The sequence below is a fragment of the Oscillospiraceae bacterium MB24-C1 genome (assembly GCA_030913685.1).
Classification (GTDB): Bacteria; Bacillota; Clostridia; order Oscillospirales; family Ruminococcaceae; genus Yanshouia.
In genome coordinates, this window is record CP133187.1 from 2,689,278 (window position 1) to 2,712,180 (window position 22,903).

The following is a 22,903-nucleotide window of genomic DNA, read 5'->3' on the forward strand; positions in this document are numbered from 1 at the left end:
TTGAAGCGGGTAATTTGCAGTAGTTTTAGTAGTCGCGTTCACTTTGCGTTGCATATAGTGTTTATGAGAAGCCATTTTTAAAGGAGAGAGCACTTATGCCACAAAAGAGCATTGAGCAGTATGAACGCGAACTAATGCAAATGTACCGCCTGGCACTCGCCAAGGATCCCAACTATGCGGCGCTGGCTCGACGCCAGAGCGAAGCAATGGTACGAGACCGCATTTCTCAAGAGGAGAAGATTGATGTTGAAATACCGGCGCCGAGTGTGGAGGAGTCCGTGCCGCTGCCGGAGGGTATCGCTCCGGTTGCAGAGACGCCCGCCATGCCGATGACGCCCGCCATGCCGATGCTGCCCGCCATGCCGGAGACGCCCGCCATGTCGGAGACGCCCGCCATGTCGGAGACGCCCGCCATGCCGGACACACCCGATATGCCCGAAGAAGCAACAATGCATGAAGAAATCATCATGACTGAAAAATCTATTGAGTTGTCAGAATCTGGCGTGCCCGAGCTATCCATCGCATTCGAAGAGCTATTAGAGCCCGAGGAACCCACCTTGCAGCCAGAACCTGCCGAAGCTCCCGTTCTGGCTGTCGTTCTGCCCGTTCCAGACATCACCTCGCAGCCCGGGGCAGAAGTACAAACCCAAGTGTTGATTGGTACAGAGACTGACGACGAGAACGAAACCGAGATGGAAGCCGGTGCTGGTACAGTGGCGGCTGTCCCGCCCGAGCAGCAGGCTCCACCCGAGCAGCAGGCTCCACCCGAGCAGCAGGCTCCACCCGAGCAGCAGGCTCCACCCGAACAGCAGGCTCCACCCCAGCAACAGGGCCCCGCCGAGCAATCGGTCCCAACCGAAAAGCAGCAGGCACCGTCTGTTTCAACAATGCCAATGATGCCCATGCCCGCAGAAATGCGCCGCACCACAGCGACACCTAATCTGGGCGCAGGCAACTTGATTGTCAACGTGACGACACAAAATCGAACAAAACCGGTTAAAGATGCTGTTGTCACGGTCAGCCACCCCGAAGAGAGCGGAAACAAGGTGGTTGCTGAGGTTGTAACCGACAGCTGTGGTAAAACAGAGCTGATTCGCCTTCCTGCACCGATACGTGAAATTCCAATATACCCCCAGCCGATGATCGGTGGCGATTTGAGCGCACAATATCTTGTCACCGTTAAAGCGCCGGGCTATAAATCAGTGGTCGATGAGGAAATCTCGATCTTTGACGGTGTGACCTCGGTCAAGCGCATCGATTTAGAAAGCGAAATGGGGAGTGAAATTAGTGAGGCCAGTGAGGCTAGTGCTTCTGATGAAAACTGCGCTGATATTCAGAGGGAATAGCCATGCAAAAGAGCCGGTATGTCCAAATTCCAGAGGTTATAACAATTCATCTTGGTGACAAGGACGCCGATGCCCCGAATATTACCATGCCGTTTGCGGAATATGTAAAAGGTTGCGCCAGTTGTATTATTTGCCCAACATGGCCCGAAAACGCACAGCGCGCGAATATTTACGCCATAACCTCCTTTGCGCTTTATCGTGTCTGTAACAAGTGGTACCGCGCGCGCGGCTATGCTTTTGACATCACAACCAGTGAGGAAGATTTGCCGTTTAACGGTCAAGGCTGCCTGTTTTATAACACAAGCTGCCTTGTGGAGGAACTGTTTAATAATTATCTGACCCGTCAGGGTAGCGGCGATCCGCTACCGGCGCAAATTTGCCAAAGCTGCCAAGCATCGGGGGTCAGCGGTGCATTGTGTCAGCTCGGGGCAATCGAAATGGCCGAAAACGGCAATACTGTCTATGATATTTTGAGAAAATATTACGGAGAGGATATTGTAATGGTGCAAAACGTACCACAAAAAGGTGGACGTGAGCGTTTTTTAGGCACCCCGTTGATGTGCGGCGCAGTTGGGGATGATATCTGCACCATCAAGCGGGAGCTCAACTGCATCGGTCAGAACTATCCGGCCATTAAGCCGCTCGACGACGACTGCCCCAATTTTGACGCGCCTTGTGAGCGGGCGGTACGCACCTTTCAGTACATTTTTGACCTGCCTATTACCGGTGTGCTTGACAAAGCTACCTGGTATAAAATCAAACAGACCTCGGCCGACATAGCGCAGGGCGACGCCGACCCGTTTGCACAAAAGTCTGTAGCGAATTTAAAACCTGCTTCGGGCAGTGTCTTAGCGGGCAACACAGTGGGGAATAACCCGATTTTTGACAGCAACGAGCGGGGAGATGCTGTGCAAAAGGGTGTTGTATCGAGCAGCGGCATGCCAAACATCGTCGTGCCGAGCCGCACAATACCGGGGGCAACCTCAAGCACCATTATCGTGCCGGGCGATATGACAGTAAACCCTGTAATATCCGATAGAGGTATAGCGGAAAAAGCCGCGCAGGATTACAGGCCGCCGGCGCACACAGCGTTAGAAAATGTGGCGGAATGGAACGCCATACGCGAAAGTATTATGCAAAGTGAAAATCCGCCGGACAGTATTATATCGGACCGGGGGATAGCGGCGCGTGCAGAATCTGAAAGCGCGATACCGGAAGAAGCGATCCCGGGTATCATGCCGGAAGAAGTTGTACAAAGTGAAAATCCGCCGGACAGTATTATATCGGACCGGGGGATAGCGGCGCGTGCAGAATCTGAAAGCGCGATACCGGGTGAAGCGATCCCGGGTATCATGCCGGAAGAAGTTGTACAAAGCGAAATTCCGTCGGACAGTATTATATCGGACCGGGGGATAGCGGCGCGTGCAGAATCTGAAAGCGCGATACCGGGTGAAACAACTCCGGGCGTCATGCCGGAAAGCATTGCATACAGCAAAACCGCCCAGGGGGAAGCAGTACAATGGAATGCTGCGCGGCAAAACATACCGTCGGAGAGCATTATTCCAGAAAGCCCAGTCACAGCACCCAAAAGTCCGACCGACCATCTTGTCAAAATAGGCCCCAGTGTCAGCACGGCACTGCCGGATGAGGGCGGTGTGAGCTCCGGCCACGCTGTGGAGTGGCTTAAAAAATATTATGGCCTTTAAACCGAATGGAAAGAAGAAGGCGGGCGGGTTTACCGCCCGCCCCAGAGTGTTGACAAGATGAATTGTGTAAAACATAGCAATGGGGGCGCAGTGCGAAAGGACGGTGGAGTCGCAGCAGGTATACATGCCGCTCGCCAGACCGCGCGAACCAACTAGAAGCTCATTATATGGTTTTACCCTTGACATTGGGTGGGCGTGGTGATGAACTTTTGCATCAGCGTGTATATCTTTTGCCGAATCGGTAAAATTTTATGCAAATGTTGCTGTCAGAGTCATTTTGTAGTAAAATCTTTATGCAGTGATATCAGGGTAGTTTTTAAAATCGAATCTGCGGCTTTAATATAAGTGCCAGCAGTAAAAAATATGTTTGATCGCTTTGTTTAAAAACAAGCCCAGGAGGAGGACAATAGAATTGTACGAAAAGTTTGAAAGCCCTTTTTCTACCCGCTATTCCAGCGTGGAGATGCAGTATCTCTTTTCGGCTGAAATGAAATTTCGCACATGGCGCCGGCTGTGGATTGCACTGGCTAAGGCTGAGAAGGCCGAGGGCCTGGACATTACCGACGCACAAATCGCCGAGCTTGAAGCTAACAAGGACAATATCAACTACGAGGTGGCCGAAGAGCGCGAGCGTTTGGTGCGTCACGACGTCATGAGCCATGTCTACGCCTACGGCGTTCAGTGCCCAGATGCAAAGGGAATCATCCATCTGGGGGCGACCAGCTGTTATGTCGGCGACAACACCGACATCATCGTCATGCGCGAGGCGCTACGTCTGGTGCGTTGCAAGCTCATCAATATTATTGCACTACTGGCTGATTTTGCCGAGCAGCACAAAGGCCAGCCCGCACTGGCTTACACGCATTTACAGCCTGCCCAGCTGACCACCGTCGGCAAGCGTGCCACGCTGTGGATGAATGAGTTGATGATGGACCTCGCCGAGATCGAGCACCGGATTGGCAGCCTAGAGCTGCTGGGCAGCAAGGGGACAACCGGTACGCAAGCCAGCTTTGTCGAACTGTTTGGCGGCGACTCGGAAAAAATAAAGCGGGTGGACAAGTTCATCGCACACGAAATGGGCTTTGAGGGCATTGTTCCGGTGTCGGGTCAGACCTATTCCCGAAAGGTGGACGCGCAGGTGATGGACGTGCTGTCCGGCGTCGCACAGTCGGCGTCCAAATTCGCCAATGACATGCGCCTGTTGCAAAGCTTTAAAGAAATGGAAGAGCCGTTTGAAAAACAGCAGATCGGCTCGTCTGCTATGCCGTATAAGCGCAACCCCATGCGGTCTGAGCGCATCTGTGCGTTGGCGCGCTATGTGATTGCCAACAGCACAAACCCAGCGCTGACTGCATCGGTACAATGGTTTGAGCGTACGCTTGACGATTCTGCCAACAAGCGCATCGCCATCAGCGAGGCGTTTTTGGCGGTGGATGCTATTTTACAGATTATGCTCAACGTCTGCGACGGATTGGTGGTCTACCCCAAGGTTGTCGAGGCTAGAGTCATGGCTGAGCTGCCGTTTATGGCCACCGAGAACATTATGATGCAGGCGGTTAAAAAAGGCGGCGACCGACAGGAGCTGCACGAGAGACTGCGGTCACACTCGCTGGCGGCGGCACGCGTCGTCAAGGAAGCGGGCGGCAAGAACGACCTGCTCCAGCGCATTGCGGCCGACCCCGCGTTCGGTCTGACGATGGACGAGCTATCGCAGGTGATGCACCCCGCCTTGTTTGTTGGACGTGCACCCGAGCAGGTGGCGGAATATCTGAAAGACTATATCCAGCCGATGCTAAAAGCCAACGCGTCTATCTTGGGGGTTAAGGCCGAGCTGAGAGTTTAATACGCACTCTCGTTTGAAAGCGTGATAAATGCGGCTGACTTTATGCTTTTTGGTTTTTGCTGTTTGAGGTGCCATCCCGCCTTGCGCCAGCGAATCCATGCGATATAATCAGTCCGGAAGTTTTGATCTGCTCAAATATGAAGGCGAGCGTTGCCAAAATGCACTGAAGCGGTGTGGGCAGCGTTGACATTCACGTGGCATTATTCTATAATGAAAGTTATTGACGTCGTAAGGAAAACGGTGTTTTAAGGGGCTTAATTCTGCATGAAATGCAGGGGGCCGGTGAGGGAAACCCGAGTTCCCGTCGGCCGTTATTTACGGCGCGGACCGACTAAAACACGAACTGGAGGCAAGATTGTGAAAAAGGTTGGAAAACCGGTATTTTTCATCATCGTGTTGTTGATCGCAGCAATGGGCTATCTGACCGTTGTTGGCGTTTCAAGCACCTATGGTGACATCACCACAACCCAAATCAAAGGCATTGATGACGTGCGCTGGGGTATTGATATCCGCGGCGGCGTTGACGTCACCTTCTCCCCGCCCGAGGGTGTGACAGCAACCAAGGAAGAGATGGCTGCCGCCGAGTCGATCATACAGATCAGACTGGTGAGTCAGAACATCACCGACAGCGAAGTCTACACCGACTACGACAAGAACCGCATTATTGTGCGCTTCCCGTGGAAGGCGGACGAAACCGAATTCAACCCCGAGCAGGCGATTGCCGAACTGGGTGCCACTGCAAACCTGACCTTCCGTGAACTGGACGAGGTCGATTCGTTGGGACTTCCCACTGGAGACACCAAGGAAAACATCGTGATCACCGGCGCTGACGTCGAATCAGCTTCTGCGGTTTATACGCAGGACCAAAGCGGCGCCAGAGTCCATATGGTTGAGCTAAAGCTCAAGGAGTCCGGTAAGGAGAAATTCTCCGCCGCAACCAAAAAGCTGGTTGGCAAGCCGATTTCTATCTGGATGGATGACACCCGGATATCCGCGCCGCTAGTCAAGGATCAGATTGTCGATGGTGTCGCCACCATTTCGGGCAATTTTGATGCCAAGAGCGCGATGGATCTTGCCAATAAGATCAACGGTGGCGCGCTGCCCTTTGCGCTGGTTACCGAGAATTACAACACTATTTCGCCGACGTTGGGTCTTGGCGCCAAGGATGCCATGTTGATGGCGGGCGCGATTGCGTTTGCGATTGTTGGCCTGATCATGCTGTCCTTCTACCGCCTGCCGGGCTTTGTCGCCATGATTGCGCTGTTTGGACAGGTCATTCTGATGGTCGCATCCATCACCGGGTTCTTCGCGGTATTCCCGTCGTTTACGCTGACCCTGCCCGGTATCGCTGGTATCATTCTGGCTATCGGCTTCGGCGTTGACGCCAACATCATCACTGCCGAGCGCATCAAAGAGGAGCTTATCAACGGCCGTTCTATCGACGCCGCAATCGACTCCGGCTTCAAGCGCGCTTTTTCGGCTATACTTGACGGCAACGTGACGGTTATTATCGTTTCGATCATTCTGATGGGCGCCTTCGGCCCGCCGGACAGTCTGTTTACCCGCATGCTTTCACCGCTATTCTTCATGTTCGGTGTTTCGGCTTCGGGTCCAATTTACTCGTTTGGCTACACGCTGCTCGTGGGCGTTATCCTGAATTTGTTTATGGGCGTGTTCGTCTCCAAGCTTCTGCTTAAGTCGGTCTCACGCTTCAGCGCTTTTCGTAATCCTGCGCTGTACGGAGGTAAGAACTGATGAAAAAGTGGAATATTAATTTTTTCAAACATCGCAAAATTTATTTTGCATTTTCTATTACGATGATTGCCTTAATGCTGGTAGGTTCCGTGATGTTTGGCGTTGACCTTGACATCCAGTTCAAGGGTGGTGCGCTTATCACCTATTCCTACACGGGCGACCTTGACCAGACTGAGTTTCAACAGTCGGTAGAATCGGTTCTGGGGCAGAAGGTTTCACTTCAAAAGTCGACTGATATTGCAACCGGTACGCAGAGGTTTGTTGTTTCGTTGCCCACCAGCGAAGGACTCAACGCCGACAAGCAGGCCGAGCTGGCCACGGCCCTTGATGAAAAATACAAGGACAACAATCTGGCCACCGCCTCTATCAGTGTTGTCAACCCCACCATCGGTAAGGAATTCCTCGTCAAGAGCCTCACCGCTGTGGCCTTTGCATCGCTGCTTATGGTGGTTTATATCAGCCTACGGTTTAAAAAGATCGGTGGCTGGGCGGCGGGTATCACTGCGGTTATCGCGCTGATACACGATTTGTTGATGGTGTTTGCAGTTTTTGTGCTGTTCCGCATATCGATCAACGCGAACTTCATCGCGATATGCCTGACCATTTTGGGCTATTCTTTGAACGACACTATCGTTATCTACGACCGTGTCCGTGAGAATAAGCGTGTTTACGGGGATTCGATGCCGATTGAGCAGCTAATGAACCTGAGCCTCAACCAGTCGTTTACCCGTTCTTTGATGACCAGTATCACCACGGCTAGCGCAATGACCATTGTATCGATCATTGCCATGATGTATAACGTCACTTCCATTCTCTCATTTTCCTTCCCCATGATCATCGGCATGATATCCGGTTGCTATTCTTCGCTGTGCATTGCAACCATGCTTTGGGTAATGTGGCAGAAGAAAAAAGAGGCTTAACACCTTTTAATCGAATCCATAAAAACTGCCCTAATATGGTTTAGGTCGATTTTTGTGAAATAAAGGAAAAATCGGCAGGGTTGCGTTTGAATTTGTCGCAGCTCTGCCGATTTGTCATTAGCAATACCAATCCCGAGAGCATAAGCTAACATGAAAAGCTTTATGTTCGGAGGGATGACTTTGTCTTGGCTTGCTTCGCTGCACCCGGTTTATCAGGGGCTTTTGGCCACGTTGTTTACATACGGTGTCACCGCCCTTGGGGCATCTCTGGTTTTCTTTTTCAAGTCGGTTAATCAGAAAATGCTCGATATGATGATGGGCTTTGCTGCCGGTGTCATGATCGCCGCTTCGTTCTGGTCGCTGTTGTCGCCGGCTATTGAGCTTGCCACCGAGCTAGGCCGAAATGCTTGGCTGACGGCAGCCATCGGCTTTGCGGGGGGCGGCGTGTTTGTTATTTTATCAGACGTTTTTTTGTCCAAAGTGCGTTTTGCCAATTGCGACGGTGGCAAGGTGCGGCGTTCAATCCTGATTGCCTCGGCGGTCACGCTGCATAATATACCTGAAGGGTTGGCGATTGGCGTGGCGTTTGGCAGCGTTGCATTGGGCATTGAGGGGACCTCTCTGCTCTCCGCTGTGATGCTGGCGCTGGGAATTGGATTGCAGAATTTTCCTGAGGGCACCTGTGTCGCAATGCCGCTGCGCCGCGACGGTGCAACCAGGCTGAAAAGCTTCATGGTCGGGCAGGCTTCCGGCCTTGTGGAGCCGATTGCGGGTGTTCTGGGCGTACTTTTCTCTATCACGATGCGCTCGGCGCTACCGATTGCACTGGCCTTTTCAGCAGGCTCCATGATATCGGTGGTGTGCTCTGAGCTGATTCCTGAGTCGTTTCAAGATAACAAACGGGTTGCGACCATCGGCGTGCTGATGGGCTTCATTGTCATGATGGTGCTCGACGTGGCGCTGGGATGATTTCCACAAAAGCGTAAAACGGTTTTGCGCATATGGATTTGAAAGGGAGAATGACTATGAAAACAGGGGCATCGACATCCTGCCTGTTTCCCATGTTGACCGAAGATGCACTCACGGTGCTGACCGGTATGGGAGTTCATACGGTGGAGGTGTTTTTGAATTCTCCCTCAGAAAAGACCCCGGAATTTGCCGACTGCCTTAACCAAATTACAGGTGCGACCGACACACAGATCGTCTCGGTACACCCCTATTCCTCAGAAGCGGAGGGCGTCAGCTTTTTTAGTGGCTATGGCCGTCGGTTCGATGACGAAGCGGAGGAATATCGCCGATATTTTGAGTTTTGCAACCGGGTGGGGGCGCAGATATTGGTCTTTCACGGGGCGCGCAGCTTCATGCCGATTGAGCCGGATTTTTATTTTGAACGCTTTGCCCGGCTGCGCGATATTGCCCGTGGTTTTGGGGTGCGCCTCTGCCAGGAAAATGTGGCACGATGCCACAGTGGAACGCCAAAGTTTATCGAGCGCATGATACACGCCATACCGGATGTTGAATTTGTACTGGATGTTAAGCAGGCGGTTAGAGCTGGGGTAACGCCCTTTGAGATGCTCGACGCCATGGATGGCCATCTGGCGCACCTGCATTTAAGCGACCATCGCTGCGACTGCGACTGCTTGGCGCTGGGCGAGGGTGAATTTGATCTCACGGGTCTGGCGCGGCGCCTTAAAACAATGGCCTACGGCGGCGCGGTGCTGCTGGAGCTGTATAGCTGGAACTTCTCTCGGCAAGAACAGCTTGCCGAGGGCGTTAGGCTGTTTGAAAGCTTGTTGTGATCGTGTCATGGTTCAGTGGCGATTGGGCTTTAGTAGAAATCCCCAAAATTGGAGACATTTCAAGATTGATTTTGCCAAAGCCTGCGACACATAATGTTTTGGTATGGCAAAAAAATTGACCTGCGCTGTCAAACGGCGGCGGGCGCCGGGGAAAGCGGCATGCGGTTGTCGAATGGATATAATTTCCAAATTACGGTTTTTAGGGTAGAATAGAAAAAAACCGCAAGGAGGACTAAAATATGACGCCGCTGGAGTTGTTTTTGGTAAAAAATCTGCCGCTGACTTATCATGTTACCTTCACCGTTGTGCGCAACGAGAAAGGTGCATCAATCGTAGGTGGGTTGGCCGCATGCGACGCTTGTGATCAAGTGGTGGCGGTGGTGTGTGACCTTGATTGTGACCACCGTGAGCTTGAGGCTCTGGCGCTGCGCTTTAATTTTGAGCAACCGCCGCTCGAAGCGCTTGAAGAAAAAATTGCACAGTCGCTGGGAACAGCTGGTGCAGGGCGAAAGGTTATCTTTACCTGAGCGTTGCATTTTGGCTCTGGCGTGGTATACTTTTATTATTCAATTGCGATGGTCATGGTGCCAAAGGCTCCCCAGATGACCATATACGAATCCTTGTTTTAAATAGAGATTCGTATAAAATGCGCCTCGCACTCATGATGACGATGGCGCTGTCGCGTTAAGGAGGTTCATTTGATGAAATGCCCGTTTTGCTCCTACACCGAAAGCAAGGTTATTGATTCTCGCCCAGCGGACGATGGCGAACGAATCCGCCGCAGGCGCGAATGCCTCTCTTGCCAGAAGCGCTTTACCACCTATGAGGCGGTGGAGACGATTCCGATAATGGTGATTAAAAAGGACGGTGCGATGGAGCCGTTTTATCGCGACAAGCTCTTAAACAGCATGCTGCGTGCCTGCGAAAAACGACAGGTCTCACTCAGACAGATTGAGAAGGTCGTTGATGAAATTGAGGCGATGCTGCAAAATGCCATGGAGCGCGAGATTCCTACCAGCCGCATTGGCGAATTGGCGATGCAAAAACTCAGGGATATTGATGAAGCAGCCTATGTGCGCTTTGCATCGGTTTACCGTCAGTTTAAGGACATCGGTTCATTCATGGATGAACTCAAGCTGTTGCAGGATAAAAAGTAGTTGTATATTTGGAGAAGGGGATTTTTGCTTCTAATCATCCCAATTTTAAATTTCTGTAAAATGAAAATCGCCCGCAGGACTTGATAGGTCTTGTGGGCGATTTTTTTATCTATTAAAGTGCTGCATATTGCGCGTTTTATAAATTTTTCATCATATTTCTTTTTACATGCAAAGCGCGCACAAGCGACGGCTTTTAAAAAAGATTTTTCGGGTGTATTGCTTGCGTATCCCAAAGCTGATCGATACGAGCATAAAGCTCTGCAAGCTCTGCAAATAGTTCATTCTCTTCTTTCTGCCCAAGCCATACCTCTGAGCGATCCAACGCACTTTCAAAAGGGTCGCAATAATTGCTGCCCGCAAGGGCGTGGAAAAGATATTTTTCCTCCTCCCAATGGAGTACGAGCTGCTGCATTGCTTCGTCAGCGCGAGATTGGTTATTGGCGGCAACCGCATCCTTGATCTGATTGATTTCATCTTTTATTGCCAAGGTATTTTTGTCGAGATGGTTGACCAAAAATAAGCAGGAAGCCGATAAGGCTATTAAAAAAAAGATGGCAATAAAAAAACGCTTCATTGCTTTTTCTCCTTTTTGATCAGAATATACTGTGCTGAACGGTCGCAGCTCATGGCAAAAATATCTTTTTCGGTTAACTCCTTCTCCTTGAGAACCTTGCTTAGCCATGCTTTGTCAAGATTGCAATATTTAAGCGCCTGCACATCTATATCACCATCATTTATAACAATGACTGGCGGAGATTCACACCCGGGTAAGGGAATGAAAAGCGCTTCATTTGTAACTGGCCGATTCTTGAATTTCGGATAGACAGAAAGGCTGCCATTGGTCTCCACGATGGCAAAAAGCACCTCGTCAATGTCAAAGATACCGTTGCCGCGCAGTAACTCGGTCAGGTCATCCAGAGACCACCGTAGGTTTGCCAGCTCTTTCTGGTCGAGTTTTCCGTCTCTAATGACACAGCGTGGGTGCCCCAAAACAACACCGCGCAGCTTGCGTGATTTTAAAATTGCGACCGAAAGTACAACCTCAAGACAGGCCAGCAGCACGATGGACAAAACACCATTTATCATAGGTGAGCCGATATTTTCGATCGGAATTGCGGCGATATTAGAAATCATAATGGTTGTCGCTAGCTCTGAAGGCTGAAGCTCGCCCAACTGCCGTTTACCCATAAAACGCAGTACAATAGACACTGTCAAAAAAAGGATAAAAGTGCGCCAAAGTGAAATAAACATAAAAAAAACGCCTCATTCAAAGTTTTTATTATTAAATATAGTTTGCCTTTTTAGCACATAATAAAAACGTCTGAAACGATGCAAAGCGTGCCAAATATTGGCGTTTTTATTTCTACATCAGCGTTAACGCCAAAAGAGGCGATTATGAGGCAGGATTGATTGGAAACAGACACAGTCGTTGCCTTGGCGTCAACTTTTTGCCGCTGTTAATCGCACCGTTGCCTGACATGATATAAGGGAGAACAAACAAATTGTTCTCAAAAAAGCACAGGCAAAGGAGGTGTAACGGTGTGATGAAGAGGATTTTTAAAGTATCGGCGACCATCGTGTCTGTCGTAATGCTCGGGCTGTTGGCAATTTTACTCTGTTTGCAAATTATGTTGCCCGACCGTTATTATGTGACGCAAGGCGAACATTTTTCGCTAAATGGCGGTTGGCTGGGCATAAAAAGCAGCAGTTGGGTGGATAATATGCCCCCCGAATTAGTTTCGCGTCCGGGTAATGAATATGCGATGCGGCTTTCACTGCCGGGCGGTGCCGTTATTAAGACGGTTAACGTCAAGGTAGTCGAAAGAGACATGGTGATTCCCGCCGGAACGCCGTTCGGCATTAAAATGTTTACCGACGGCGTAATGGTAGTGGGTTTGAGCGATCTTGACCTACAAGGCAAGGCGATGAACCCCGCAAAAAATGCGGGCATCCGTACTGGTGATATTATTCTTTCCATCGACGGCAGGAAAATTTATTATAATGAAGATGTCGGAAAGATTGTCAGTCAAAGTAATGGACGTGAGATGCAGGTGACACTACGGCGGGACGGGAATATCAAACAGGTTAATCTGAAGCCGATTCAGTCACCCTCTGACGAAAGCTATCGCGCGGGAATGTGGGTGCGCGACAGCTCAGCCGGTATCGGCACAATGACCTATTACGATCCTCAAGAAAGGATTTTTGCAGGTCTTGGGCATGCAATCTGCGATGTGGATACCGGCGACATCATGCCGCTGTCAAGCGGTGAAGCGGTTGAAGTAACCATTACCGGCGTCAACCGTGGCTCAAGCGGATTCCCAGGTGAGTTGCGCGGTGTGTTTGGCAGCAATAAGGTTATAGGCAGTTTGATAAAAAATAACGTAACGGGCATATATGGTGAATGCAGCATGCCGCCTGTGCAGTGTGAGCCGGTTCCTTTAGCAACAAGGGGCGAAATTCACACGGGCGCTGCGACCATCTATACCACTGTTGAGGGCAAGCAGCCACAGGCTTATGACATTCAAATTGAACGCATTGCGACAACCGACACAAACCCTACAAAGAATATGGTTGTTAAGGTGACGGATCCCCGACTGCTGGAAGTAACGGGTGGTATTGTGCAAGGTATGAGTGGTTCTCCAATTATTCAAGATGGAAAATTGGTTGGCGCTATCACGCATGTATTTGTCAATGACCCTGCGCGAGGTTATGGCATCTTTGCTGAAAATATGCGCAACTCTTATTCAACTGGTGAAAAAATGGCTTCTTAATAACGTTTTTTTGTGAACAAAAAATGGCTTCGGGTAAGCGTTTGCGGTTCGCTCATATCCAAAACAAGAATGGCTCTCCCTATTCGGGAGAGCCATTCTTGTTTTGGATTAAGAAGTGAATCGAAGTTTTCAAAATTCAACAGGCCTGCCTTCTTCGGCGGACAGGTACGCCGCATAAATGACCCGGGTGGTCTGATATGCGAGCTCGAAGTCGCTCGAGGGTGTTTTATCAAAATAAACGGTTTCGGCAAAGTCCTGTAATTCGCCCATATAACCGCGGATAATTTCGTCCGAAACAAAGGCTTTATTCCAGCCCAGCTTTGCGGGCAACATCTCGGAAATCTCGACGTCCTCCATGCCCTCTTCATCAAGAAAATAAGTATTAAGCAAGTCGGTCGGGGTAATATTACAGGTCATTGCATTGTCGTTACAGTAGATTTCAATATAATTTTTTGTTCCGCCTAGCACGGTGTCGGAGGCGAGTACAACCGCTTTGCTACCGTCAGAAAAGGTGACGGTGACGTTGGCGAAATCCTCAACATCCTGCGGCTTAGCGCTGATATGGCGATGTTCATGCGCATTGAGACAAGCAGTGGTGCGACCGGTGTCGGCAAGAACGCTCTTAATGGTGATACGCTCACCACGCGCCTTGGCTTCCTGCTGTTTTAGCCAGAGCATACCCGCCAATGGATGACAGCCGACGCGAATCAGCGAACCACCGCCGGTATATTTCCATTCACCTGCCACGGGAGAACTTGAGCCCTTTAGGCTTTCCTCTCCTTTTAAAAACAAAATTTTACTTTTGCGTTTTGTAATGATATCCGCAGCGCGGCGTACAGGCGTGCTATAAACAAAATTCTCTGCGTATAAAAATTTGGCGTCGCTTTTTTCTACCACGTCGCGAAGACTGTCGATAGCTTTAAGCACCTCTGCATACATTTTACTTTTAGGAACTTTTTCGCCGATCGGCTCCGGGTCACCCGGCATGCCAAAGTATCCAGTTAAGGGCTTTTCACAGATGACATTCTTGCCGGCTGCCAGCGCCTTTGCGACCATATCGGGGTGTAAGAACGGAGGTGTTACGATATCAACAAGGTTTATTTCTGGGTCTTTAAGCAGTGCGTCAAAATCTGTGATAACCTGTTCAAATCCATAACGCTCTTTTACAGCAGTGGCCTTTTCAAGGTTTGTGTCCACAACGGTCTTTAGCCGTAGCGGTACACCAGAAACTTTTTCATAACCGTTTCCATGAAGATAGGCGGCATAACCGGCGCCAACCAATCCTACGCAAACTTCTTTCAATTGAGTCCCCTCCAATGTTAATTTTACACAAGATTGCCCAAGCAACACCCATGTAATATTAATTATCTGTTAAACATTAAAGGAAAACAATTCAAATTTTCGATTGGATTTTAGATTTTTTCGATCAATGATTGTATGGCTACACCAGCAAAGATCGAAAGACCGATTTTATAGCTTAGGTATCTTCAGGAGACAAATAAAATCATAACACTAATCGCGCATTAAGAAAACGAACGATTTTTTACATTATACATATATATTAACAAAAACCGTAAAAATGGTTAGAAAATCGGCTCAATGTCAATATTTGTTTCCTTCAAACTGCGTTAAAATATTATAAAGGCAAGAAAATCAAATAAAAATCGCGGTTTTTTTAATGAAATTATAAAAAGTGCTGTAAATCACCAATCTATACCGAAACTGCTCGGGGTGTACGGCATTCTGTTAAATTTGGAAAAAAATAGAATTTATATAAACGAAAAGGGTTGCAATCGTTGGCATAATATGGTAATCTATGGGAGTCAAGCAGCGCAACCAATATTATAACAGGAGGTAAGTGACCCATGGCAGAAAAAATGAAGGTACTCATCGCAGACGATAATAAGGAATTTTGCGCACAGGCTGCGGCACTTTTGCACACCTACGGTTATGAGACTGTTTTTGTGGCGAAGGATGGCATAAAGGTGACCCAGGCTATTCTTGACCAGCGACCGAATGTGGTACTGATAGATGTATTTATGCCACGCTTGGATGCCATTGGTGTAATGAAGGCCGTGCGGGAGGACGAGCAGGCTTATAAGCCGCTGTTTATGATGATGTCCACCTTTGACAACGGTATTTTAGAAAGAGAGTTACTTGCCGCGGGCGCTGCCTATTATTTTTTGCGCCCGTTCGATGTCAATATGATGGTGGAGCGCGTCGTACAGCTTTCGGGGGCCAAACGTCCTGATAATGTCTCGCGAATTACCGATTCCAGGCGGTCGCCCAGTCTTGAAGTCACCGTCACCGACATCATTCATCAAATCGGTGTTCCCGCCCACATCAAGGGTTACCATTATCTGCGCGAGGCCATCATGATGGCGGTCAACGACCCCGAAATCATCAATTCGGTGACCAAACAGCTTTATCCTGCGGTGGCAAAACGGTTCTCAACAACCTCCTCACGTGTGGAGCGTGCTATCCGTCACGCCATTGAGGTGGCGTGGGATCGCGGTGATGTTGACGTACTTACCTCCTACTTTGGTTATACCATCCATAATACCAAGGGCAAGCCGACCAACAGCGAGTTTATCGCGATGATCAGCGACAAGCTGCGCCTGAAGCTTCGCCAAGAGGCCAGGTAACAGTTTTCGTCCGCCTCAAGTGCATATGAGCTTCGTCTTCCTTATAGACAGGATGGCGGAGCTCTTTGTTTTGTGGTAAAATGACGGAAGATAAATTATGACTAAGCCGCAGTATGACATAGAAAAGGGGAATGACATGCTTCATATCATAGCCGGCGTTGCCCAAAGCGGCAAAACGACGCTGATTAAGCAGCAGATTAAAGCCAGAGTCGAATCGGGCGGTCGCGCGGTACTCATCGTACCCGAGCAGGCCTCTTTTAATAATGAGCGCGCGTTACAGCAACTTTTGGGCCAAAGCGCTGCCAAAGCAGAGGTGTTGAGTTTTTCACGCCTGGCCGAACGGCTGCTGCGCCAGCTGGGCGGGCGCGACCGGCAGCCGGTGACGCCTGCCGCACAGGTTTTTTTTATGAGTGTTGCGCTCGACGAGCTCTCCGACTTGTTGACTGTTTATGGCCGCCACTACCGCAGCCGCGGCTTTATTGAACAGACGCTCTCAGTGGTGGAGGAATGCAAAAATGCTGGGCTTTCTCCTGAACGGCTCTCAACCTTTTCACAGGCTTTGCCAGCAGGTGCGCTGCGTGATAAGGTGCGGGAGCTTTCGCTGATATTTGACGCCTATGAGGCGATTTTGCACCGCGGTTGCCTGTCGCCACAGGATGTGTTGGATCTCGCTGCCGAGAGGCTGGCGGATAGTTCGGTTTTAAAAGATGCCGAGATTTTTATAGATGATTTTGGTGGGTTCACCGCCCCTGAATTGTCGCTGATTTCAGCGCTGTTGTCTCAGGCGCGGCAGGTGACCGTTGCGTTGTGCTGCGATAACCCCCGAACCAAACAGCCCGCCTTTGCGCTGGCGGCCGACACGGCGCGACGCCTTTTGCATCTGGCACAAGAGAGGGGCGTTGAGGCTGTACAGACTGTTTTGCCTGAACCAAACTGGCACCCAGCCGCGCTGTGCGCACTCGAACGCGCCACCCGCGCCGAAGCGTTGCCGGATAAGGATACCATCGGCGGTGGGGTAGTCAAGGCCGTCTTTTGCGCCAACCCCTACGATGAGCTGGAAACCGTCGCTGCCGAGATTGCGCAGCTGGTGCGGCAACAAGGTTATCGCTACCGCGATATCGCAGTGATCGCCCGCGATATGGGGCGCTACCAAACGGCGCTACCGTCGGTTTTCACCCGCTTTGACCTACCTTTTTTCTGGGACATGCGCCATGACGCGCGTTGCTCGGCACTCACTCAAGGGGTGTTGGCGGCGGTGTTGGTTGCCTGCGGAATGCGTGAGGGCGACTGGCTTGACATCGCGCGTTCCCCGCTGTTCGGGCTGGAGTCTGAGTTGGTTGGTGCGCTTGAAAACTACAGCTTTGTCTGGTCATTGCGCCGGCCAGAGTGGGAGCGCCCATTTTACAAAAACCCCGACGGCATGGTCGAGCTTTTAAGCCCGCGCGCCGCCAAAACGCTGCAAATGCTCGAGAAAGCCCGAGAAAACATCACCGCACCGGTTCTGTCGCTGCGACAAACTTTTGAAAGCGGTCAGGGCAGCCAGGTGGCCAAGGGTCTGTGGCGGTTTTTGCAGCAGATCGACGCGGCCAAGCATATGGCTGATTTTGCCGAAGCCATGCCTGCGGATGAGAAGAATGCTTTCTTAGAAGAGCAGTCGCTGCTCTGGCAGCAGCTTGTCGGATTATTAGAGCTGTTTGACGCGATCCCCGACGAAATAACCGTGACCAAAGAGCGGATTGCCGAGTTGGTCGAGCTGTCGTTTGGTGGGTTCGAGGTGGCGACAGTGCCGCGCACGCTCGACGAAATCGCGGTGGGCACCGCCGACCGAATCCGATGTGAGAATGTCCGCGCCGTATTTTTGCTTGGCGCAATAGAAGGGGAATTCCCCTCCGCCGCCATGCCGGGTGGGTTGCTATCGGAAAACGAGCGGCGGCAGCTGGTCGAGGGCGGGCTTGATCTGCTCACTGAGGGCGACCGCTCTCAGGCCACCGAGCGGATGTTTTGCTACCGCGCCGTCACCGCGCCCGCTGAGCATCTGGTGGTTTGCTGTCCACGCACCGATGCGGCAGGTTCGGCGCTGCTGCCCTCCGCTATCTTTTTGCGTGCCGCGGCGCTGACCACCGAACAGAGCCGCCCTGAGTTCTGGCACGTTTGGACGGTGTCAGGGTTGGAAAAGGCCATTGCTGAATATCGTGACATATCCGACGCCCGTCTTTCGACACTCGTTGCGTTGGGCGAAAAAACGTTGGGCGAACAGCGGGTGACGCGGCTGTTACGCGTCGACGACAAGCGGGTTCATGCGCTGATTGATCCGGCTATCCCATCCGCGCTGTTTGGTGGACGCTTAAAGCTTTCGCCCTCGCGTTTAGAACAATACTATCGCTGCCCGTTTAGCTATTACATACAAAAGGGACTTGGCGCTCGTAAACGCCAAAAGGCCGAGCTGTCGCCGATTCAGGCGGGCGTACTCATCCACCGCGTACTGGAACGGCTCTTGTCGCAACACGGAGGTAAGGGGCTTTCTGCCGTGCCGCCCGAGCAGCTCCGGCAGCAGATTGCCGCCGAGACAGTGGGCTATCTCACCGAGTGCGCAGGTGACCCGGCGCTACTTCCTGCACGGCTGCTGCGCAACTTTGAGCGCCTTGGCGAGTGGCTTTTCGACATGGTGTGCCATCTGGCACAGGAGCTTTTACAAAGCGAATTTGAACCGGTGGCTTTCGAGCTTGAAATCGGCGAGGGGAAAGAAGTCTGCCCGTTGGTGTTTAAAATAGGATCGGACACCGAAATTCTCATTGAAGGCACGGCCGACCGCGTCGACACGGCGGTCATCAACGGAAAAAAATATCTACGTGTGCTCGATTATAAATCTGGCAAGAAAAGTTTTCTACTCGACGAGGTCTATTATGGGCTGAATTTGCAGATGCTCATTTACCTGTTTTCCATCTGTCAAAACGGTGCAGGCCCACTGGACGGGGCGACTCCAGCGGGTGCGTTGTATGTACCGGCACAAGGGGGATATGTTTTAAGCGCGCGCGGCACCGACCCCTATCAGCTTGAAAAGCAAAGGCATAAGCAATATGTTATGAATGGGCTGCTGCTGTCGGATGAAGACGTGCTACGCGGGATGGAGCGGGATTTAAACGGCGATTACATCCCCTATGCCCAAGGCGGAAAAAAGATTGATGCGCTTTATTCTATGGAAGAACTGGCGAAGCTATGGCGTCTGGTCGAGCAAAAGATAGAAGGGATGGCGCAGCAGCTTTATTCCGGCGATATTGCGGCGCTTCCCAGTTGCCGCGGCGCGGATTCGCCCTGTAACTTTTGCGATTACCGCACGGCCTGTGGCTTTGAAGCGGGCGACCCGGTGCGCGAGCTGCTAAAGCTCGACCGCGCCGCCATTCTAAAGGGGGAGGGGAGCGCCGATGGCGAATAATACAAACTGGACCGATGAACAGCGCCGCGCCATTGAAGCGCGCGGCCACACAATTTTAGTCTCCGCCGCGGCGGGCAGCGGCAAGACCGCCGTGCTCACCGAGCGGGCGGTGCGCCGCATGTTGGATGGTGACACGCCGATTGACGCCGACCGGCTGCTGGTTGTCACCTTTACCCGCGCCGCCGCACAGGAGATGAAGCAACGCATGCTGAAAAAGCTGACCGAGTACATCGCTGAGCATCCGCTGAATATGGCAGCGCGTCGCCAGCGGCAGCTGTTGGATCGCGCGGTGATTGGCACGATCGACTCACTTTGCCTGAACCTGCTGCGTGAGAACTGGCAGCTGCTGGGCCTTCCGGCAGCCTTTCGTGTTGGTGACACGCAGGAGCTGGACGCCATGCGCGAACAAGCGGTGGATGCTGCGCTCGAAGCTGCCTATGCCGATCGCGACGATGCAGCGTTTAGTGCGCTGGCTGAGTTGCTCTCGCAAAAGCGGGGCGATCAGAGTCTGGCAGGTACCGTTTTGCGCGTGCTCGATTTTGCCCGTACCCATCCATTTTATATTGACTGGTTGGATGAAAAGCTCAAGGTTTATGAAAACTGTGCAAACCCCGCCCAAAGCGTGTGGGGGGATATTCTGCTTCAATTCGCGCGCGAATCGGCGCAGCGTTGCAAGACTGATGCCCAAGCGGCACTTATAGAATTGCGCGACGAGCCGGATTTTGCCAACTATCTTCCGGCGTTTGAAGGTGACGCTGCGTTTTTTGCCGCCTTATGCCCGGCGCTTGAACGTGGTAATTGGGATGAGGCGGTTACCCTGCTGCGTGGTTACAGTGCGGTGCCGCTAAAGGCGGCAAAACGCAGTGCCTGCCCCGAACGCAAGGTGCAGCTTCAGCGCCTGCGCACCCGCCATAAAGCGATGGTTCAAACGCTTCAAACCAAGGTGCTTTCAGCAAATCTTTCGGAATTTTCTGAGGATGTTGCCGACCTTCTCCCCAAGCTGCGTAGGCTTTTTGCACTGGTCAAGGATACCGATAGCCGCCTTCTGGTACAAAAGTGCGCGGCGGGCATCTTCGACTTTTCAGACCTTGCACAGTTTGCGGCCAGCCTACTCATGACGCGGGACGAAGAGGGGAATTTACATAAAACCCCGCTGGCGGAATCTATAGGTGCGCGCTTTGACGAAATCATGGTCGACGAATATCAGGACGTCAACGCCGTGCAGGATATGATTATCACAGCGCTCTCAAATGGCAAAAATCTGTTCATGGTTGGCGACGTTAAGCAGAGCATCTATCGTTTTCGGCAGGCTCAGCCCGAGATTTTTCTGCGCCGAAGCGAGGAATACGCCCAAAACAGCGCGCCGGATGAACCGGAATTGATTACGCTCAGCGGCAATTTCCGCAGCCGGAGCGAGATTACTCAGGCGGTTAACCGTGTCTTTGAACCGTTGTTTTCCAAGCGAGTCGGTGAACTTTTTTACGATGAAAAACACAAGCTCAATGCGCTGGCAACCTATCCGCCGGTCGACGGCGCAGGGGTACAATTCCACTTTTTAGAGCAGGGGAGCCTCAATGCTGCTGATGCCGCCGAGGCCGAGGCGCTCTATACAGCCGGCGAAATTAAGCGCCTGATAGACAGCGGCACACTCGTGACCGAAAAAGGTGTGCTGAGGCCGGTGTGCGCGGGAGATATCGCCATTTTGCTGCGATCGCCCAAGGCTCAGGCGGAGGTTTACCGCCGCGCGCTCGAACAGGTGGGCGTCGAGGCGTTTGCACAGATCGAGAGCGGCTTTCTGGATAGCTTTGAAATCACGGCGGTACTCAATCTTTTGCGTGCGCTGGACAACCCCACGCTAGATATCGAACTGATTGGCGCAATGCTTTCGCCAATGTTCGGCTTTAGCGATGACGCGCTTGCAAAAATCCGCCTGATGGTGCCCAGTGGGCATTTTTACCCCGCTGTCAAAAAAGCAGCCGAAACCGACCTGCAAGCCCGTGCGTTTTTAGAGGTTTTTGAACATCTGCGGCGCCGAGCGCTGACGATAAGTGCCGCCGAATTGATTACCGAATCGGTTGAAACCACCGGGTTCGACCTGCTATGCCGCGCGATGCAGGGAGGTAAGCAACGGTTTGCCAACTTGCTTTTGCTCGCGCAGTACGCCGAGCAGTACCACCAGAACGGGCATCGCGGATTGTCGGGACTTCTAAAGATGATCGACCGTGCGATGCAAAGTGGCGATCTTGCCCCGGCCTATGTCGGTGAGCAGACCAACGCCGTGTTTATCACCAGTATTCATAAATCCAAGGGTCTTGAATGGCCGGTTGTGTTCCTGTGCCAGGCGGGGCGCGACCATAGTTTTTACCGCAACGATTTAATCCGGCCGACGCTGCTGCACTCCGAGCTGGGCTTCGCCTGTGTTCGGCGTGACCCTGCGCTGCGGCAGCAGTTTGTCGCTGTGCCGCTTGAGGCGGTGCGGGTAGAAAGCGAGCGCGCTATGCTATCAGAGGAGCTGCGTATTCTCTATGTAGCCGCTACCCGCGCCAAAGAACGGCTGGTTATCACTGCCGCAATGAAAAAGGCACTGGAAACAGCTGAGGCACTCTCGCCTGACGGCAACAGGCCCGCCCCCGCGCAGGTGCGCGAATGCCAGAACTACGCCGAGTGGTTGTTACTGGCGCTAGGTTGTTATGGCGACGCTGCACAAGCGCTGCGTCTGGGCAACCCGCTGGGGCAGATTGGGCTGTACTTCGACTTCTTAGAAGAGCAAACCAGCGTGGATGCATTGCCGCAGACCGATCAGGATGGCCAGCAAAGCTTGTTCGATGACGCTGCTGCTGTGTTGCCGCCCGCCAATCAAGAACTGGCCTCAGAACTTTCTTGGCGGCTGGCGTTTGAATACCCCTTTGCTAAGGCAGCCAAGACACCGTCAAAACTGGCCGTTTCACAACTGACGCACCCTGCAAGCAATGAATTTCGCTTCGCAAAAAAGCCTACCTTCGCGCTAGAATCGGCCTCATCGGGCAGCGAGCGCGGTACAGCTGTGCACGCCTATATGCAGTATTGTGACTACACTGCGGCGCGCAAAGATGCCGCTGCCGAACTGGTACGTCTTAAAAACGTGGGCATTCTCACCGCACGGCAGGCCGAACTGGTAGCGCTGGACAAGATCGAGCGCTTTTTTGAAAGCGGTTTAGCGCAGCGCGTTTTTGCTGCTGACGAGGTGCTGCGCGAATTCGCTTTTATGGTCAGCGCCGCCGACTGTGCTTCTACCCGTGAGCTCGTGGCTGAAAACGACGAAGCGCCGATGCTGCAGGGCATCGCCGACTGCATTTTAATTGAAAAAGATCGCGCGGTGGTTATTGATTATAAAACTGACCGCGTAAAAGATGCACAAACACTGCGCGAACGTTATGCCGGACAGTTGGGACTGTATCGCGAGATGCTGGCTTCGGCCCTGACGGTGCCGGTCACCGAATGTATCATCTGGTCGTTTGCACTCGATTGCGAGATTGTGGTTTAGTGGTA

Annotated in this window: 16 protein-coding genes; 13 read left to right on the top strand and 3 right to left on the bottom strand. The window is 51.9% G+C overall.

What is annotated here, in order from left to right; translation table 11 throughout:
• Positions 1 to 95 precede the first annotated feature (95 nt).
• The 9 genes from RBH76_12930 to nrdR all read left to right on the top strand — a co-directional run bounded on the left by RBH76_12930 (position 96) and on the right by nrdR (position 10,526).
• Complete coding sequence (locus RBH76_12930) at positions 96 to 1,346, top strand: hypothetical protein (GenBank protein ID WMJ83620.1); 1,251 nt, start codon at positions 96 to 98, stop codon at positions 1,344 to 1,346.
• Between the two features lie 2 nt (positions 1,347 to 1,348).
• A complete protein-coding gene (locus RBH76_12935) occupies positions 1,349 to 3,052 on the top strand; it encodes a peptidoglycan-binding domain-containing protein (GenBank protein WMJ83621.1) in 1,704 nt (567 codons plus the stop codon).
• Between the two features lie 463 nt (positions 3,053 to 3,515).
• Complete coding sequence (purB, locus tag RBH76_12940) at positions 3,516 to 4,895, top strand: adenylosuccinate lyase (protein ID WMJ85236.1); 1,380 nt, start codon at positions 3,516 to 3,518, stop codon at positions 4,893 to 4,895.
• A 357-nt stretch (positions 4,896 to 5,252) separates the two neighbouring features.
• Positions 5,253 to 6,650, top strand: coding sequence for a SecD/SecF family protein translocase subunit (locus RBH76_12945; protein ID WMJ83622.1), 1,398 nt, complete (start codon positions 5,253 to 5,255; stop codon positions 6,648 to 6,650).
• The gene (gene secF / locus RBH76_12950) at positions 6,650 to 7,570 is read left to right on the top strand and encodes a protein translocase subunit SecF (protein ID WMJ83623.1); all 921 of its coding nucleotides are present in this window, start codon (positions 6,650 to 6,652) and stop codon (positions 7,568 to 7,570) included. Before RBH76_12945 ends, secF begins: the two co-directional genes overlap by 1 nt.
• 180 nt (positions 7,571 to 7,750) lie before the next feature.
• A complete protein-coding gene (locus tag RBH76_12955) occupies positions 7,751 to 8,539 on the top strand; it encodes a ZIP family metal transporter (GenBank protein WMJ83624.1) in 789 nt (262 codons plus the stop codon).
• Between the two features lie 56 nt (positions 8,540 to 8,595).
• Positions 8,596 to 9,369, top strand: coding sequence for a sugar phosphate isomerase/epimerase (locus RBH76_12960; protein WMJ83625.1), 774 nt, complete (start codon positions 8,596 to 8,598; stop codon positions 9,367 to 9,369).
• 239 nt (positions 9,370 to 9,608) lie between these two features.
• On the top strand, positions 9,609 to 9,896 hold the full coding sequence (locus tag RBH76_12965) for a hypothetical protein (GenBank protein ID WMJ83626.1): 288 nt from the start codon (positions 9,609 to 9,611) through the stop codon (positions 9,894 to 9,896).
• 174 nt (positions 9,897 to 10,070) lie between these two features.
• A complete protein-coding gene (nrdR, locus tag RBH76_12970; protein WMJ83627.1) occupies positions 10,071 to 10,526 on the top strand; it encodes a transcriptional regulator NrdR in 456 nt (151 codons plus the stop codon).
• 193 nt (positions 10,527 to 10,719) lie between these two features.
• On the opposite strand, the gene RBH76_12975 is transcribed toward nrdR, so the two are convergent.
• Positions 10,720 to 11,100: a DUF4363 family protein gene (locus RBH76_12975; protein WMJ83628.1), complete on the bottom strand. Its 381-nt coding sequence runs from the start codon at positions 11,098 to 11,100 to the stop codon at positions 10,720 to 10,722.
• The gene (locus RBH76_12980) at positions 11,097 to 11,777 is read right to left on the bottom strand and encodes a DUF421 domain-containing protein (protein WMJ83629.1); all 681 of its coding nucleotides are present in this window, start codon (positions 11,775 to 11,777) and stop codon (positions 11,097 to 11,099) included. Before RBH76_12980 ends, RBH76_12975 begins: the two co-directional genes overlap by 4 nt.
• 293 nt (positions 11,778 to 12,070) lie before the next feature.
• Here RBH76_12980 and spoIVB point away from each other — a divergent pair, with 293 nt between their 5' ends.
• Entirely contained in the window at positions 12,071 to 13,297 is a 1,227-nt protein-coding gene (gene spoIVB / locus RBH76_12985; GenBank protein ID WMJ83630.1) for a SpoIVB peptidase, read from the top strand.
• A 129-nt stretch (positions 13,298 to 13,426) separates the two neighbouring features.
• Here the strand turns inward: spoIVB and RBH76_12990 are convergent, their stop codons facing one another.
• Positions 13,427 to 14,599 (bottom strand): Gfo/Idh/MocA family oxidoreductase, encoded by a 1,173-nt coding sequence (locus RBH76_12990; GenBank protein ID WMJ83631.1) that lies wholly within the window; start codon positions 14,597 to 14,599, stop codon positions 13,427 to 13,429.
• Between the two features lie 563 nt (positions 14,600 to 15,162).
• Between RBH76_12990 and spo0A the strand changes: the two genes are divergently transcribed.
• From spo0A to addA, 3 genes are all read left to right on the top strand, one after another.
• Positions 15,163 to 15,942: a sporulation transcription factor Spo0A gene (spo0A, locus tag RBH76_12995; protein WMJ83632.1), complete on the top strand. Its 780-nt coding sequence runs from the start codon at positions 15,163 to 15,165 to the stop codon at positions 15,940 to 15,942.
• A 97-nt stretch (positions 15,943 to 16,039) separates the two neighbouring features.
• Entirely contained in the window at positions 16,040 to 19,375 is a 3,336-nt protein-coding gene (locus RBH76_13000; GenBank protein WMJ83633.1) for a PD-(D/E)XK nuclease family protein, read from the top strand.
• Positions 19,365 to 22,898: a helicase-exonuclease AddAB subunit AddA gene (gene addA / locus RBH76_13005; protein WMJ83634.1), complete on the top strand. Its 3,534-nt coding sequence runs from the start codon at positions 19,365 to 19,367 to the stop codon at positions 22,896 to 22,898. The genes RBH76_13000 and addA overlap by 11 nt, the downstream gene beginning before the upstream one ends.
• Positions 22,899 to 22,903: the final 5 nt, after the last annotated feature.

What these genes read in the sequence shown, in the direction of transcription:
- addA (WMJ83634.1), top strand. Translation starts at nt 19,365, where the DNA reads ATGGCGAATAATACAAACTGGACCGATGAACAGCGCCGCGCCATTGAA.
- RBH76_12975 (WMJ83628.1), bottom strand. Translation starts at nt 11,100, where the DNA reads ATGAAGCGTTTTTTTATTGCCATCTTTTTTTTAATAGCCTTATCGGCT.
- spo0A (WMJ83632.1), top strand. Translation starts at nt 15,163, where the DNA reads ATGGCAGAAAAAATGAAGGTACTCATCGCAGACGATAATAAGGAATTT.
- RBH76_13000 (WMJ83633.1), top strand. Translation starts at nt 16,040, where the DNA reads ATGACTAAGCCGCAGTATGACATAGAAAAGGGGAATGACATGCTTCAT.
- RBH76_12960 (WMJ83625.1), top strand. Translation starts at nt 8,596, where the DNA reads ATGAAAACAGGGGCATCGACATCCTGCCTGTTTCCCATGTTGACCGAA.
- purB (WMJ85236.1), top strand. Translation starts at nt 3,516, where the DNA reads ATGCAGTATCTCTTTTCGGCTGAAATGAAATTTCGCACATGGCGCCGG.
- secF (WMJ83623.1), top strand. Translation starts at nt 6,650, where the DNA reads ATGAAAAAGTGGAATATTAATTTTTTCAAACATCGCAAAATTTATTTT.
- spoIVB (WMJ83630.1), top strand. Translation starts at nt 12,071, where the DNA reads ATGAAGAGGATTTTTAAAGTATCGGCGACCATCGTGTCTGTCGTAATG.
- RBH76_12935 (WMJ83621.1), top strand. Translation starts at nt 1,349, where the DNA reads ATGCAAAAGAGCCGGTATGTCCAAATTCCAGAGGTTATAACAATTCAT.
- RBH76_12980 (WMJ83629.1), bottom strand. Translation starts at nt 11,777, where the DNA reads ATGTTTATTTCACTTTGGCGCACTTTTATCCTTTTTTTGACAGTGTCT.
- RBH76_12965 (WMJ83626.1), top strand. Translation starts at nt 9,609, where the DNA reads ATGACGCCGCTGGAGTTGTTTTTGGTAAAAAATCTGCCGCTGACTTAT.
- nrdR (WMJ83627.1), top strand. Translation starts at nt 10,071, where the DNA reads ATGAAATGCCCGTTTTGCTCCTACACCGAAAGCAAGGTTATTGATTCT.
- RBH76_12930 (WMJ83620.1), top strand. Translation starts at nt 96, where the DNA reads ATGCCACAAAAGAGCATTGAGCAGTATGAACGCGAACTAATGCAAATG.